The organism is Mesorhizobium sp. WSM4884 (assembly GCF_029625675.1).
Taxonomy (GTDB): Bacteria; Pseudomonadota; Alphaproteobacteria; order Rhizobiales; family Rhizobiaceae; genus Mesorhizobium.
Genome location: NZ_JARTVO010000016.1, coordinates 1 through 14,556, shown reverse-complemented (window position 1 = coordinate 14,556; position 14,556 = coordinate 1). Strand labels below are relative to the sequence as shown.

Genomic DNA, 14,556 nt, shown 5'->3' with positions numbered 1-14,556 from the left:
GTTCGCGAGCCGACGCCTACGCCTACGCTCGGATAGAGGGCGATGTGCGGTTCTTCCAAACCGCATTCCGTGGGGGCGCTTTCCTGGAAGGGCGCAATCGCCGAATTCAGCAAATCGCGCCCATCCGGAGACCTGCGAGCATCGGAGCCCTATTTCTTCAGCCCTATGCTCATGCCGCTGAGATCCGCGTTGACCTGCAGGCCGACCTGCCGGCCCGTGAGCTCGAGTTGGGCGCCCTTGTCATTGGTCATGACGATGACCTGGGCCCCTCTGCCGAGCGCGCCGCCGCCGCCCGCCGCGCCGTACACTCCCGTCACGTCCCGGGCGCGGCGAATATGGCGCACGGTGCCGCGGAAATAAGTCTTGGAGGCGCCGAAGGCGAGGCCGCCCGAGATGCCGCCGATCGAGATCGGATAGTTGCGACCATGGAAGGTCAGCGTGCCTTCGCCGCCGGCGCCGCCGATGAAGAAGGCCGCCTTGTAGACGGAGAAGCGGATCGAACCGGTGTCGGCGTGCGCGGCACTGGCAAAGCCAATTCCCGCGGCCGCGATGACCGCAACCGCGATTGAACGAAATCTGGACATGATGAAACTCCTCAAGATCGCCGCTTGCCCAGCCGGGCCGGGCAAGTCGGCGTCGTTCAAAGCAATAGCTGAACAGTCTCGCACGTTTTTGGTTCCCAGGCTCGCGAGCCTTGGGGTGTGCTTGCCGCTCACCGCTCCGCAAACGCCCTGGCGAACGAATCCATCATCGGCCGGGCGAGATATTGGAAGAAGGTCCGGTCGCCGGTGCTGATGAAGGCTTCGACCGGCGTTCCCGGATAAAGCTGCTCGGGCTTGACGCCGGGGGGCAGGGCGTCGGCGATCTTCAGCTTGGCGCGGAAATAGGGTTCGTGCGTGACCTGGTCGATCAGGCGGTCGGCGGAGATCTCGGCCACCGTGGCCGACACTTCGGGCGTCAGGCGCATGTTGAGCGCCGACAGTCTGAGTTTCGCCGGCTGGCCGACGCGCACCTGGTCGACGTCCTTCGGCCGCAGCTTGGCATCGACGTTGAGGCCAGATGCGGTGGGCAGGATCTCCATGATCTTCTCGCCGGGGGCGATCACGCTGCCTTTCGAATTGTAGGTCGACGACACCACGATGCCCGCCGCGGGCGCCTTGATGGTCGTGCGCTGAAGCACCGCCTCGGCCGCCCTGATCTGTTCCCCGATGTCGGCGAGGTTGGTGCGGACCTCATCGAGCTTGCTCAGCGCCTCCTCCACGCGTTGCGTGGTCAGGCGCTCGACCTGCACCTGGGCTTCGACGATCTGGCTGTTGGCCGCGGCGAGGTTTGCCTCCAGCGCGCCGGCCTGCCCGACGAGGTCGGCCTCCGAGCGCAAAAGCTGCGAGTATTCGGTGCGGTTGGTGAGCCCCTTGTCCAGGAGGCCGGTCTTGATGCCGAGCTCCTTCTTCACCACTTCCGACTGCTGCTCGATGGCGAGCTTCTGGGCGTTCAAGCCGACGACCGATTCGCGATGCATGGCGACCCGCTGCGCCATGATCGACTGTTCGGAGCGGAAGCGGGCAAGCCTGGCGTCGAACTCCTTCTGCTGTTCGCGGATGAGGTTCTGAAAATCCTGCTGGAACGGCGCCGGCGCCGCGTCGGTGATCGGCGCCAGCCTGTCCAGCCCGTCGCGTTCGGCCTCCAGCCGCGCCGCGCTCGCCTTGAGCGCGATCGACTGCCTGGTCAGCCGGTTGAGGTCCGCTTGCGCCGCTGTCCGGTCGAGGAGGATCAGGTCCTGCCCTTGCTCCACGCGGTCGCCTTCATGGACGAGCAGTTGCTGGATGATGCCGCCCTCGGGCTGCTGGATGAGGATATTGCCGCCTGTCGCCGAGATCGTGCCTTGCGTGATCACCGCGCCGGACAGCGGCGCGCTTGCTCCCCAATAGCCGAAGCAGCCGACGAAGAGTGCGACTGCGGCATATCCGGCGAAGGCCACGCGCCGGAAGTCGGTGCGTGGCCGGCTGTCCCAGGCGAGGCTCTCAATCATCATCGTCTACGATCCCAGCCGGACGCCATGCGCGCGGATCGTCGGGGCGAACGAGCCCGTCACCACCGTGCCCTGCTGCGCGGCGGCGGTCTTGCCGGCGCCCTTGTCGGCAGTTGGCTGCCGCAGCACCTCGGCGCTCGGGCCGAAGGCTTCGATGACACCGCCGCGCAAAAGCATCACGCGGTTGCAGGCGGCGGCGATCGAAGGGCGATGCGTGATGACGATGGTCGTGACGCCCGCCGCCCGCGCGGCGGCAAGCACCGTTTCGAGCGCCGCTTCGCCGCTGCCGTCGAGATGGGTGCTGGGCTCGTCGAGCACCAGGATGCGCGGATTGCCGTAGAAGGCGCGCGCCAGCCCGATCCGCTGGCGCTCGCCGCCCGACAGCGTCCTGTCCAATGGACCGACCTTGGTCTGGTAGCCGTCGCGCAGCGCCAGGATCACCTCATGCGTCTGGGCACGCCGTGCCGCCTCGATGATCGCGGCGTCCGCGGCGTTCGCGTCGAAGCGAGCGACATTTTCGCCGATCGATCCGGGGAAAAGCTCCACCTCCTGCGCGAGATAGCCGATGTGTTTTCCGAGCTGGTCTTCGTCCCAGGTCCGGAGATCGGCGCCGTCGATCCTGACCGCGCCGCCGGTCGGCTGGGCAGCGCCGACAAGCAGCCGCGCCAAAGTGGATTTGCCGGCGCCGCTCGGGCCGACGATCGCCACCGCCTCGCCGGCGCCGATCTGGAAGTTCAGCCGCTTGAGGATCGGCTCGGTGCCGGGACGAGCATTCGGCGCCATGAAGAAGACGTCCTGCACGGAGATCGCGCCGGACGGATCGGGCAGGGTCAGTTTCCGCACTCCAGCCGGATGCGCCGCAAGCGCCGTATCCAGCCGCTTCCAGGCTCGCCTGGCCTCGACGATCTGCCGCCAGGCGCCGATCAGCTGGTCGAGCGGCTGCATCGCGCGCGACGACACCAGCGAGGAGGCGAAGATCATTCCGGCCGTCATCTGCCCTTCGAGCACCAGCCACGCGCCGGCGCCGAGGATCGCGAGCTGCAGCATCATGCGCAGCGCCCTGGAAGTGCCGCTGAAGATCGCATTGGCGCTGGCGGAGCGGTCGTGCAGGACGAGCGCATCGCCGACATGCCGTCCCCAGACCCGCGCGGCGTTCCCGACCATGCCCATGGCGCGCAGCGTTTCGGCATTGCGGGCAAAGACTTGTTCCGCTTGGGCAGCCAAAGCCGAACGTTCCGCGGACAGGGCATCGTTCCTGCCGATGGCAAGCTGGTTTGCTACGACCAGCGCGACGAGCAGCATCGTGCCGGCGAGCGTCACCCAGAACAGGACCGGATGGATGAGGTAGAGCAGAGCGAGGAAGACGGGCGCGAAGGGCAGGTCGAACAGCACCGCCACGCCGCGCGACCGGATGAAGGCGCAAACCGAGGCGAGGTCGTGCAGCGGCGACAGGCCGCCGGCTTGTTTGGCGGCAAGCGAAAGGGCGAACGTTTTGGCGCCCAGCTTACGGTCGACGGTCGCGGCGACGCGCTGCGTGTAGACGGCGCGCACCGCGTCGAGGAAGCCGAGGAAGGCGAGCGCCAGAACCGCGATCACCGAAAGGTAAAGCAACGTCTCGAGGCTGGAGGACGGCAGCACCCGGTCATAGACCTGCAGCAGGTAGAGCGGGATCACCAGCAACAGGATGTTGATCAGCACCGAGAAGACGCCGACATCGGCGATGGCGCGCAGGAAAACCGGCCGCAGGCTCGACGGTCCAGTCATTCGCCCATTCCCCGCCGCTGCATGACCCCGGACCTTACGAGTGGCCCCCGAATTCTGAACCGCCGTGCAGCGCGCTGTCGGCGATACTGTGCGTGGCTACGCTCTGCGTGGTGGTGCTGCTGGTAGCGACGCTCAGCGCGGTCGCCGGCGCGCTGTCCAGCGTGTAGGCGTGGATGTAGTCGATCTTCATCTGAGCCGGGGTCGCCAGATGATCCGGCGGTGCGCCGGCTTGACCGCCGACCGCGAGATCGACCAGCATGTACATCGGCTTGTTCATGTCGGACGGCGTAGCCGCCTCCGCGACCTGCACGCCGTCATAAGTCCACACCAGCTTGTCCGGCGTCCACAGGAGGCCATAGGTGTGGAAGCCTGCGGTATCCATGACATTGACCGTGGACCCGACCGTGGTGTGCGTCCCGGTCTGAAGCGTATGCGCGGTCATCAGCAGCGAATTCGGGCTCTGGCCGTACATCTCCACCACGTCCAGCTCCGGCGGCCACGAGCCGTCCTCGGGCAGCAGCCAGAAGGCCGGCCAGGCGCCGGCGTTCTCGGGCATGTCGGCCCGCATTTCGAAATAGCCGTAGGTCTGCGAGAAGGTGTCGTGGGTGGTCAGGATGCCGGAGGTGTATTCGTAATTGTTGATCAGCGGCTTGATGTCCGCCGGCGCCTGCGCCGCGGTGATGGTGAGCACGCCGTTGTTGATGCTGAACGGATGGACCGAGCTCGTCGGCGCGTAATTGGCGTCGATATACCACTGCAGCTCGTTGTTCTGGGTGAGCGTGCTGCCGTTCGGCGCGCCCCACCAGAAGTTGGTGTCCCAGGTGCCGCCTTGGCTGTTGTGAAGGTTCAGCGTGTTGAACTCGTCGCTGAAGGACAGCGTCATTCCGGACTTGTCGATCGGCAGCTCGAACTGGCTGGGCAGGAATTTGTCGACGGTCGTGTCCTTGAACTCGAGGATCTCGCCCGATCCGAGGTTCAGGATCACGTTCGATCCTGCCTGGATCATGTTCGAGTGAATGGCATCGAAGGAAGTGAACCCGTAGCCATCGAGGCGGACAGTGTCGGTCGCGGCAAAATTGGCGATCAGATCGCTTCCGTTGCCTTTTGCGATGATGAAGGTGTCGTAACCGCCGCCGCCGTCGATCAGAACGTCATTGCCCTTGCCGCCGTCCAGCGTCTGATGGCCGGCCTTGGCGGTGATGATGTTGTCCAGGTCGTTTCCGAAGGCGAAGTTCTTGGCGTTGGTGACGATGAGGTTCTCGACGTTGTCGGGGAGCTTGTAGCTCATCCATGTGCTGATCGTATCGATGCCTTGGCTGCCAGCCTCGGCCACCTTGTTTCCCGCCGCGTAGAGATAATAGATGTCGTCGCCGTAGCCGCCGTGCATGGTGACGTTGACACCGGATGCTCCGTAGAAGGTGTCGTTTCCGGAGGTGCCGTACAAGTCCGGCCCCGACCCTGATGCCGAGAACCAATGGGTGGAGGTGCCGCTATAGGCAAGAGGAACGCCTACCGCGTTGACGATGCTGGTCATAACCCGAACCCTCCATGGAGCGTGATCTCACCTGAACCGGCCGATGCGCGTTTCGACCGATCGCTGCGGATCAACTTGTAATTCAGACTATCGTTCCAAGGATTCGTCCTATAGTACAGACAAAAAATACATTTCAGCGATCAATTCTTTAAGCAGGATGGAATAAGGGAGTTCTAATGCAATTTAAACGCGAAGCTTGGTAAATTTTATTCAATATTGCAAGAAACCCCTGCCGAAAGATTGAGCAGGTCGGCGCGGATGAATGCATTTATTGCGATTCGGCGGTCTCACCCGAGCGACGGTTCGAATGAGCTGAGGAAGTCGGTGGCACCACCCTTGGCAAGAGGTGCCAGCTGGCGCATTGCCGGTTTCGAATCGTGATGACCAAGGCTCACGCCTTGCCTATCTCGATCGACTTCAGGAACGCCGCCGCCAGCCCCTTCGCCACTGCTTCGTCGAAACCCGCTTCGCGCATCGTCTGGATCGCGGCCGCCGTCGTGCCGCGATAGTCGAGGAAGGCCGCCACCGTGTCGGCCGGTAAAGCGTTGTCGAGCTCGATCAGCCTGCCGGTTCCGGCAACCACGGTGTTGACGGCGCGGCGCGCGACCGCCGGCGCGAGGCCGAAGGCGACGGCGTCGCGCATCATCGCGTCCGCCAGGAGGGCAGGGAAGGCGGGGCCGGATCCCGTCAGCCCGGTGAGATAGTCGATGTCGCGCTCGCTCGCCACTTCGTCCTGCACGCCGCAGGCGGAGAAGATCGCGCGCACGGCTGCGCGGTCCGCCTCGGTGGCGTCGCTGCTCGCGATCCACGGCGTGTAGGATTTTGCGACCTCGGCCGCCGCGTTGGGCAGCGTGCGCGCGATGCGGCGCGTGCAGTGCTTCTCGCCGATCTCGGAGAGCCTGATGCCGGCCATCACCGAAATCACCAGCTTGCCCTTCGCGTCCAGCACGAGCGACGGCCAGTCCTGCGGCCGCACCGAGAGCATGACGACGTCGGAGCGGTCGGCGAGCGCCTGGTTGTCGTCCGTCCAGAACGCGCCCGGAAAACGATCCGGCTTGGCGCTTCGATAGGAGAGCGCAAGGTCTTGCGCCCGCACGACGCCGGCCGTGAGCGCCGCCGGCGATGGCGCCGCCCAGCCAGCCCGCGCCGCCGACGATGCCGAGCCTGATCGATGCGCTCATGTTTCTGTTTCCTTTGGTGAGAGATCGCGAAGGATCACGGTGTCTCAGGACTTGGTTCTCCAGTTCCGCCAACGCGTCGTCATCCTAGGGTCTGCGCGCGTCGCTTCGCTCCTTGCTCCGTCCTAGGATGACGAAACCACGGGGCGAGATCGGACGTGCAACGGCGGCCTTCAAGCGCTCAGTAGCCCCGCATCAATCCGCCGTCGACGCGGATGTTCTCGCCGGTGATATAGGCCGCGCCGTCGGAAGCGAGGAAGGAAATCGTCGCGGCCACTTCCTCCGACGTGCCGTAGCGCTTCATCGGCACGCTCTGGCGGCGCTCTTCCACGGCGGGCAGGCTGTCGATCCAGCCGGGCAGCACGTTGTTTATGCGGATGTTATCGGGCGCATAGGTGTCGGCGAAGATCTTGGTGAAGGCGGCGAGCCCGGCGCGCGCCACCGCCGAGGTCGGGAAGGCGACGCTCGGCTCGAACGCCCAGGCGGTCGAGATGTTGATGATGGCGCCCGACTTCTGTTTTTGCATCACCGGCGTCACCAGCCGGGTCGGGCGCACGACATTGAGGAAATAGGTGTCGATGCCCTTGTGCCAGTCCTCGTCGCTGATCTCGATGATCTGCGCGCGCGGCCCGTGCCCGGCGCTGTTGACCAGGACGTCGATGCGGCCCCAGCGTTCGAGCGCGCCGTCGGTGAGACGCTTCAAATCCTCGTTCGACTGGTTGGAGCCGGTGACGCCGAAGCCGCCGAGTTCGTTGCCCAGCGCCTCGCCCTTGCCGGAGGAGGACAGCACGCCGACCTTGAAGCCGTCCGCCGCCAGCCGCTTCGCCGCCGCCGCCCCCATGCCGCTGCCGCCCGCCGTCACCAGTGCTACTTTTTCTATCGCCATGTCGCTGTCCATCCTGGCTGTTGGGGCGGAACCCGCCCGGGGTTCAAAGCGTCCCTGTTAGCACAGGCGGATGCCAGCACGAACCGGTTTGGATTGCGCCAAGGGTATCAAGGCCGGGGTTCCTCGCCCCGCCAGAGGCGGGGGAGAGGAATCCAAGCCCTGCAACACCCCTCACACCTTGAAAGCACTCATCAGTGCCTTCGACACCACCGCGCGCCGGCCGGGCTTTACCGCGCCTGCTTCCAGCGGCACGCCCTTGCCGGCGACCACCGCCGGCTCGTACCAGGCGCGCAGGGCCTGGTCGCTGGCGCAATAGCCCCAGTTGACGAGGTCGACCGTTTCCTTGGCCCCGAGGAAATGCAGCGAGGTGCCGATGTCGGCGGGCGCGGTGGCCGCGCTCCGCACGAAGGTCGGTTCGGTCGCGTCCGGCTTGCTGGCGATAGACCAGTAGACGCCGCGGGTGGCCGCGTTCTCGAGCCTTGTGCGATCGTTGGGGGGAGCCTTTTCATCGGCGTCCTTCGCCGCCTGGAAACGGGCGCTGAGATCGCGCCGCCTGAGCGAGCGGACCTGGTTGTCGGTGGTGTCGAGCACGCGCTTCAACTGCGAGAACCAGTTCCAGTAGCCGCGTCTCGATTCGCTCCACGGCGCGCCGGCGTCGCTGACCAAAAGCCAGCGGCAGCGTTTCAGCGCCGGCTCGATGCCGTGATTGTCGTAGACGCCGCCATCGGTGAGCACGGCGCGGCGCACCTTGCCGATCCGCGGTCCTACCGTGGGGTCCAGCTTCTTGTCTTCCCATTGGGATGGAACGAGGCCCAGTCTCAGCGGCGACAGGAACGGCGGAAAGGCCGAGGACGCCGCGATCGCCGTCGCGACCGGAAGATCGGCATCCTCGGCCATGCCGATCCGGTAGTCGGCGATGTATCGGTTCGACATGCGAAACAACGAGCCGGTGCCGAGATTGCTGGAGCAGAACACGAACCATGGACGATCGACCAGGCTCTTCAGCATCGGCCTCGAGCCGTCGAACAGATGCCGCTCATAGCAGGCGGCAACTTCGTGTGCTGCGCTGGAAAACGGGTTGAGGATGCCCTTGAGGGTCGAGGGGAAATCGAGGAAGACTTCCGAGAAGGCGAGGATCTTGTTGAGATAGATATCGAAATTGGCCGCAACACCGTCGTCGCCGACGCCCAGCCTCGGCCACATGACGGCGAGCAGGCCGGCGGCGATCGATCCTCCGGAGACCGAGCTCACCATGTCGAGCTTGCCGAGCAGCCCCGCCTCGTTGAGCCGCGCAAGCACGCCGGCATGGAAGAGCATGGCGCGGTAGCCGCCGCCCGAGAGGCAGAGGCCGAGGCCCTGGCGGGTTGTCGACTCCCCGTTCGCGGATAAGACCTCGACCGTATCCGGGCCCATTGTAGTCCCCCTGCCTCCCCGCCGTCCGGCGAGCTTATGCGAACCAGTCGACGGTCACCTTGGTGCCCGAGCGCCGGCGCCCGTCCGGCGTGTCGTAGGCGACGAGCATACCCGGCCGGCCATCGAGCGCAAACGGGCAGAGGCCGAAAGTGCCGAAATTTCATTAGGGAACTGTGAAATAGATCACATGTTGTTGTCTTGAAAATCTGCGAGCATAATAAACCAAAGTATTACATACCGACATGAGGTTGAATTAGGTGCTTCGGCTGTTTGCCGGCGAAATAGTGGTGTGTTCGAAAAAGGGCGCAAGGTAAGTAGAGAAGTATCGTTTGCTTGCCACCAGAGGGGGTGAGGCATGGGGAAGCTGATCAAGGCGCGTGCTTGGTGCAATGGCGAGGTCGCCTATCTGTCGTGGCAGGCCGACGGGCCGATCGCCGATTGCGTTGGTTTCATGATCACGCGTGTGCATGAGACAGGCCCGGACGCGGGACAGCGCCGAATACTGCCCACCTGGATCGGTTTCACCGACCAATCCAATCCGGATTGGCTGGACCAGGACAGCTCGGTCTGGCCGATCCAACAGTATGAATGGCGCGACCTGACGCTGCGGCGTTCTCGCGACACGGCCAAGGTGCGCCCCATCGACTTCAGGGTCCACTACGAGATCACGCCCGTGGGGCTGGCGGGCCCGGGGCGCCCTGCGCTTCCGGCGTCGCCGACCGCGCCCTTTCTCGACGACAAGGGCAAACCTCGTTATCAGGGGCCGCAGCATCCACTCGCCAAGGTCGGTGATCCCATCGAGACGCTGTCAATCGATGTCACGCATGACTACGCCGGCGTGCGTGCCACTTACACGAACGGCATACTGTCCACCCAGAATCTCCTGCAGCAGCTGGAGGCGGTCCAGGGAAGCAGGCCCAAGAACGTTGCCGCCGGCCCGACCACCAAGATCACGCCCGGCCTGTTGAAGACGCTGCTGAAGCACATCCCGATCAAGGACGACGAGATCAGAACCTTCCTCACCGCCGATGTGCTGGGGTTCCTCCTGTCGATGATCGATCGCGCCGAAAAGAAAAAGGGCGCCGAACTCTACATGGCTCTTTATGAGTTGCATGACCCGGAACTCATCGAGCGCCTGACGAAGCTGACCAAGGCAGGCAAGGCACATGTTGTCCTGTCGACGGCGGGCTCCACTGACCCGAACCCGCCGAAGACGCCGCCCGAGCAGAAGCAGCCTGTCGTGTGGGATACCGAGAACCATGCGGCGCGCGCCGGCCTGCATGGGGCCTCGGCCGCCAATGTGCAGGACAGGCTCTTCAACAACACGGCGCATATCGGTCACAACAAATTCGCCGTCTATGTCGAGAACGGCGTTGCGAAATCCGTCCTGACCGGCAGCACGAACTGGACCGAAACCGGCCTGTGCACGCAGTCCAATAACGCGATCATCATCGACGACAAGCAGGTAGCCGCACAATATCTGGCCTATTGGAAGCGCCTGCGCGATGATCCGCAGCCGGCCGGCCAGGAGCTCACTGTCACCTACAAGAAAAAGCCGCTGACGGGCTTCGAAAAGAACAACGGCGTGCAGGGAGCCGTGCTCCGCGCTGCGAATGCAACGCCGGCCAAACCAGATACTCTCGCCGGCGGCACCAGCGTGGAAGTCCTGTTCTCGCCGAACACCAAGGCGAAGACGAAGAACGCCGATTCACCGACGCCCATCGATCTCAGCCGGGTCTATTCGCTGATGGAGCACGCCAACCACGCGATCCTGTTCCTGGCTTTCCTGCCCGGCTACAACGGCGTCCAGAACATCATCGGCGAGGCGGCGAAGCTTGCCGCAGAGCGCCCGGACCTCCTGGTCCAGGGGGCGGTGAGCGACCCGAAGGCCCTGCCGCCGCGGGCCAAGGCTGGCGAGCCCACAACCTACACAGCGCCCGATGGAACGACGAAGAAACTGCCGCAGCCGGCCGTCTGGTGGCCGGGAGGCGATGCCAGCCGCATCGCGGTCGTTCGCGCCGCGGCTGTCACCATGCAGACCGGGGACTTGCGGCCGGAACTCCTCTCGGCTGGCCATGCCATCATCCACGACAAGATCATCGTCATCGATCCGCTGGACCCCCAGGGCTGCACGGTGATCACCGGCAGCCACAACTTCGGCTACAAGGCTTCCTACCAGAACGACGAGAACCTTCTCATCATTCGTGGCAACCAGCCGCTTGCGATCGCCTATGCGGTCCACGTCCTGGATGTCTACGATCACTATCTGATGCGGGCGAAACTCTCGGACAGCCTGCGCAAATCGTTGATCGAAACGCGCAAGCCGCCGGTCGCCAATTCGGGCGGGTTCCTGAGGACCACGGCCGACTGGCAGGCGCGCTGGTTCAAGCCGAATCCGATCCCGACCAGCCGCGACTATTTTCTGTCGTAACCGCCGGCGACAAAACAAGGTCTATTCGAAGAGCCATGCCGGGCCGGCATCGGCAATCGCCGCCTTCTGCGCCACGAAACTGATCCGCGGTGGCGATCGACAGCCACAAGGCTGAAACCCGATCCGTTCCTCCGGGCTTGCTCTGGCCGTATTCAAACGGCAGTATCAGCCATGCCTTTGGGGCGACGACCGCTTCGAAACCCAAAAAGATGAAGGCAAGACCATTCCGTCGGGGCCGGCCGCAACTTCCGGACTGACCTCTCACGCGACTTGCCACCGACCGCGGCACGCCCGCGGCGACTGATCCTCGAAGGTATCGCGGCCGCTCAGCTGAAGTCGCAAACGCAACCCGCCTCCTGGGGCAAGCACAGGCTTGGCACCGGGAGCTCGCGGGCTTGAGGGAGCTGATCCTGCGGGTTCGGCCGAAACCAAAGATGCGAGGTCAAGCGCGATGCATCCCATGCCAGGCCGGATTCCGGTGTCCATCATCATTCCGAACTACAATTACGCTCACTTCCTGGAACGCAGCGTCGACAGCGCGCTCGGCCAGGACCATGCCGATGTCGAGGTCATTGTCGTCGACGACAAGTCGAGCGACGGTTCGGCGGCAATCATAAGGTCCTACGGCGACAGCATCCGTGCGTGCCTCAGGCCGAGAAACGGCGGCCATGCCGCCGCCTTCAACACCGGCTTCGCCGCAAGCTCCGGCCGGATCGTCATGTTCCTCGACGCCGACGACTATCTCTATCCAGACGCCGTCACCAGGATCGTCGACGCCTGGGATACGACAACAGCCCAAGTGCAATCGAGGCTGCACATCGTCGATGAAAGGCAGCGCGTCAAGGATGTCTTCCCGCCGCCGGAATTGCCCTTCGACGACGGCGACGTCATGCCGAAACTCCTGCACAAGGGGCGCTACCAGACGACCGTGACTAGCGGGTTGGCCTTCGACCGTTCCACGCTGGAAACGATCATGCCGATCCCCGAAGCCGATTTCCGCCAGGGCGCCGACGGCTATCTGGCGACGCTGGCGCCCATCTACGGCCAGGTGCAATCGATCGACGAATGCATCGGCGCCTACCGCATCCACGGCGCCAACCATTCCGCCTTCGGCGAGAAGCTCGCCGAGCGGGCGCGCTGGCGGGTGACACATGATTTCCACCGCTTGGCGGCGCTGTCCGACCAGGTCTCCGGCGAAGGCCTGACGATGGAGCCGGGCCAAACCATCTTGCACGATCCGCTTCATCTGGAAGAGCGGCTCGCCTCGCTCTGCGCGGACAGGAGCCGGCACCCGGTGGCCAACGATTCCAGGCTGGCGCTTGCGGCGCACGGCGCCATCGCCAGCCTGGAAATGACGGCCTCGCTCAGGCGCCGCGCCATCCTTGCCGCCTGGTTCCTGTCCGTCGGCATGCTGCCGCGCAAGATGGCGATGGCGGTGCTGTCGTGGAAGCTCGACGCCGCGTCAAGGCCGGCCTTCCTCTCGCGCTTCTCGAAACCCATCCGCCGGGCGATGGGGTGACGGCATCGCCGGTGTTCTTGACGCACTCAAAACCGGCTCGACTTATCCAGGCGATCCGCTGCCCAGTGAGGCCGCCATGATGCGCCAGCTGAACGACTCGCGCACCGTCGCGCGCGATGCCTTCGCTCGCTGTCGGCGATGCGCCTCATCGGGCGCGGTGGGGCTGATGCCGTGACGATAAGCCGGCGTGCCGACCGCGACACTTCAATGCCGCGGTCGGCCGCATGGAATGTTGCGATCCTCTATTGATTGATCTCGGGCTCGACGAGCCTTGCTAGGTTCTTGAGCGATTCCTGCCAGCCGAGATAGCAGGCCTCGGCCGGAATGGCGTCCGGAATGCCGGCCTGGGTGATCTCGATCTCCGTGCCGACGGAGACCTTCTTCAGGCTCACGGTCACCTGCATTTCGCCGGGCAGGTTGGGATCGTCGAACTTGTCCGTGTAGCGCACGAGCTCGCCCGGGACGAGCTCGACATAGTCGCCGCCGAAGGAATGGCTCTCGCCTGTGGTGAAGTTGCGGAAGGACATTTTGAAGGTGCCGCCGACCTTCCCCTCGAAATGATGGACGGTGCAGGTGAAGCCGTTCGGCGGCAGCCATTTCGCCAGCGCGTCCGCCTCGATGAAGGCGCGGTAGACTTTCTCGGGCTTGGTGGCAAGGACGCGGTGCAGGCGGATAGTGCTGGGCATATCGTTTCTCCTGTTGATTGCCGGTCTATGCTCCTATGACGAACGAGGCTTGGCCAGCCCGACATCGATGGAGAAGATTTTTGAAAGCGGTCGTGGACTTTGCATCTCTTCTTCCGGCATTTCGCATAAAGAAGAGCGGCGACATCGCCATCGAGGAGGACCTGCATGGTGGAGCTTGATGACGGCCGCGCCCGGCTGGTCTTGGCGCCGGAAAACGGCGCGGCGATCGCCCGCTATGACGCGCTGATCATCGGCAGCGCGCCGGTCGCGCTGCTTAAGCCCGGGGACGGCACCGGCGCGTCCGGCTGCCAGCTCCTGCTGCCGTGGTCGAACCGCATTTCCGGCGGCGGCTTCACCTTCGACGGCCGCTTCCATGCCGTCCCGCCGAACGTGCCGGGCGAAGCCTTTCCGATCCACGGCGACGGTTTTCAGAAACCGTGGCGGCTTGCCCGCCGCACCGACACCGAGGCGGAGCTGGTGCTCGAAGACGGCGCGATCGGCCCTTATCGTTATGCCGCATCGGTCGGCTATGCGCTGCGCGATGGGTCACTCGAGGCCAAGCTCACGGTGGAGAACCGGGCCGGCATGCGTTTGCCTTACGGTCTCGGCTTCCATCCCTGGTTCCCGCGCGGCGACACGACGCTGCTGCAGGCAACGGCCAGGCGCGTCTGGCTTGAGGACGAGCGCCATTTGCCTGTCGGCGTCGTGCCGGTGAGCGAGCGTCCGGACTGGGATTTCGAGCGTCCCATCCCGCTGCCGCTGGAGTGGGTGAACAACGCCTTCGACGGCTGGAACCGCCGCGCCTCGATCACGCAGCTCGAGGACGGGATCAAGGTTACGCTGAGCGCCTCGCCGGAGCTTGCCGTCTACATCCTCTATTCGCCGTCGCCCGATGCCGGCTTCTTCTGCTTCGAGCCGGTCTCGCACCTGGTCGACGCGCATCACGGCGAAGGGCTGAGGGCGCTGGAACATGGGGAGACGATGAGCGCGGAGATGCGGCTGGACTGGGCGGAGGGGGGATGAGGCGCGAGCGTTATCTCCCCCTTGCGGGCATATGCGCTAAGATAGGTGTTGCGGCGCGGAATCGGTTGTGATTCTACGCTGAGGATGACACAC

General features: G+C 64.6%; 10 protein-coding genes and 1 pseudogene. 3 read left to right on the top strand and 8 right to left on the bottom strand.

The window, feature by feature from the left end; genetic code table 11:
* Nucleotides 1-149 precede the first annotated feature (149 nt).
* From P9236_RS22430 to P9236_RS22400, 7 genes and pseudogenes are all read right to left on the bottom strand, one after another.
* A complete protein-coding gene (locus tag P9236_RS22430) occupies nt 150-584 on the bottom strand; it encodes a hypothetical protein (RefSeq protein WP_278076743.1) in 435 nt (144 codons plus the stop codon).
* A gap of 128 nt (nt 585-712) precedes the next feature.
* Nucleotides 713-2,032 (bottom strand): HlyD family type I secretion periplasmic adaptor subunit, encoded by a 1,320-nt coding sequence (locus tag P9236_RS22425; RefSeq protein WP_278076742.1) that lies wholly within the window; start codon nt 2,030-2,032, stop codon nt 713-715.
* Between the two features lie 3 nt (nt 2,033-2,035).
* On the bottom strand, nt 2,036-3,793 hold the full coding sequence (locus P9236_RS22420; protein WP_278076741.1) for a type I secretion system permease/ATPase: 1,758 nt from the start codon (nt 3,791-3,793) through the stop codon (nt 2,036-2,038).
* A gap of 34 nt (nt 3,794-3,827) precedes the next feature.
* The gene (locus tag P9236_RS22415; RefSeq protein WP_278076740.1) at nt 3,828-5,327 is read right to left on the bottom strand and encodes a family 16 glycosylhydrolase; all 1,500 of its coding nucleotides are present in this window, start codon (nt 5,325-5,327) and stop codon (nt 3,828-3,830) included.
* Nucleotides 5,328-5,718: 391 nt separating this feature from the next.
* Nucleotides 5,719-6,508, bottom strand: a pseudogene (locus tag P9236_RS22410) (pyrroline-5-carboxylate reductase dimerization domain-containing protein).
* Nucleotides 6,509-6,686: 178 nt separating this feature from the next.
* Nucleotides 6,687-7,391 carry an SDR family oxidoreductase gene (locus P9236_RS22405; RefSeq protein WP_278076739.1) on the bottom strand — a complete coding sequence of 235 codons (705 nt, stop codon included), beginning with the start codon at nt 7,389-7,391 and terminating at the stop codon, nt 6,687-6,689.
* Between the two features lie 171 nt (nt 7,392-7,562).
* Nucleotides 7,563-8,804 carry a patatin-like phospholipase family protein gene (locus P9236_RS22400; RefSeq protein WP_278076738.1) on the bottom strand — a complete coding sequence of 414 codons (1,242 nt, stop codon included), beginning with the start codon at nt 8,802-8,804 and terminating at the stop codon, nt 7,563-7,565.
* A gap of 355 nt (nt 8,805-9,159) precedes the next feature.
* On the opposite strand from P9236_RS22400, the gene P9236_RS22395 reads away from it, so the two are divergent.
* Both P9236_RS22395 and P9236_RS22390 read left to right on the top strand, forming a co-directional pair.
* Complete coding sequence (locus P9236_RS22395) at nt 9,160-11,235, top strand: phospholipase D-like domain-containing protein (RefSeq protein ID WP_278076737.1); 2,076 nt, start codon at nt 9,160-9,162, stop codon at nt 11,233-11,235.
* 451 nt (nt 11,236-11,686) lie between these two features.
* On the top strand, nt 11,687-12,754 hold the full coding sequence (locus P9236_RS22390) for a glycosyltransferase (protein WP_278076736.1): 1,068 nt from the start codon (nt 11,687-11,689) through the stop codon (nt 12,752-12,754).
* A gap of 242 nt (nt 12,755-12,996) precedes the next feature.
* Here P9236_RS22390 and P9236_RS22385 read toward each other — a convergent pair whose 3' ends face one another.
* Nucleotides 12,997-13,440 carry an SRPBCC family protein gene (locus tag P9236_RS22385; RefSeq protein WP_278076735.1) on the bottom strand — a complete coding sequence of 148 codons (444 nt, stop codon included), beginning with the start codon at nt 13,438-13,440 and terminating at the stop codon, nt 12,997-12,999.
* Nucleotides 13,441-13,605: 165 nt separating this feature from the next.
* On the opposite strand from P9236_RS22385, the gene P9236_RS22380 reads away from it, so the two are divergent.
* The gene (locus tag P9236_RS22380; RefSeq protein ID WP_278076734.1) at nt 13,606-14,463 is read left to right on the top strand and encodes an aldose 1-epimerase; all 858 of its coding nucleotides are present in this window, start codon (nt 13,606-13,608) and stop codon (nt 14,461-14,463) included.
* The last annotated feature ends 93 nt before the right edge of the window (nt 14,464-14,556 follow it).

Coding starts and splice junctions, on each gene's coding strand:
- P9236_RS22400 (WP_278076738.1), bottom strand. CDS start 8,804: ATGGGCCCGGATACGGTCGAGGTCTTATCCGCGAACGGGGAGTCGACA.
- P9236_RS22420 (WP_278076741.1), bottom strand. CDS start 3,793: ATGACTGGACCGTCGAGCCTGCGGCCGGTTTTCCTGCGCGCCATCGCC.
- P9236_RS22390 (WP_278076736.1), top strand. CDS start 11,687: ATGCATCCCATGCCAGGCCGGATTCCGGTGTCCATCATCATTCCGAAC.
- P9236_RS22425 (WP_278076742.1), bottom strand. CDS start 2,032: ATGATGATTGAGAGCCTCGCCTGGGACAGCCGGCCACGCACCGACTTC.
- P9236_RS22430 (WP_278076743.1), bottom strand. CDS start 584: ATGTCCAGATTTCGTTCAATCGCGGTTGCGGTCATCGCGGCCGCGGGA.
- P9236_RS22395 (WP_278076737.1), top strand. CDS start 9,160: ATGGGGAAGCTGATCAAGGCGCGTGCTTGGTGCAATGGCGAGGTCGCC.
- P9236_RS22415 (WP_278076740.1), bottom strand. CDS start 5,327: ATGACCAGCATCGTCAACGCGGTAGGCGTTCCTCTTGCCTATAGCGGC.
- P9236_RS22385 (WP_278076735.1), bottom strand. CDS start 13,440: ATGCCCAGCACTATCCGCCTGCACCGCGTCCTTGCCACCAAGCCCGAG.
- P9236_RS22380 (WP_278076734.1), top strand. CDS start 13,606: ATGGTGGAGCTTGATGACGGCCGCGCCCGGCTGGTCTTGGCGCCGGAA.
- P9236_RS22405 (WP_278076739.1), bottom strand. CDS start 7,391: ATGGCGATAGAAAAAGTAGCACTGGTGACGGCGGGCGGCAGCGGCATG.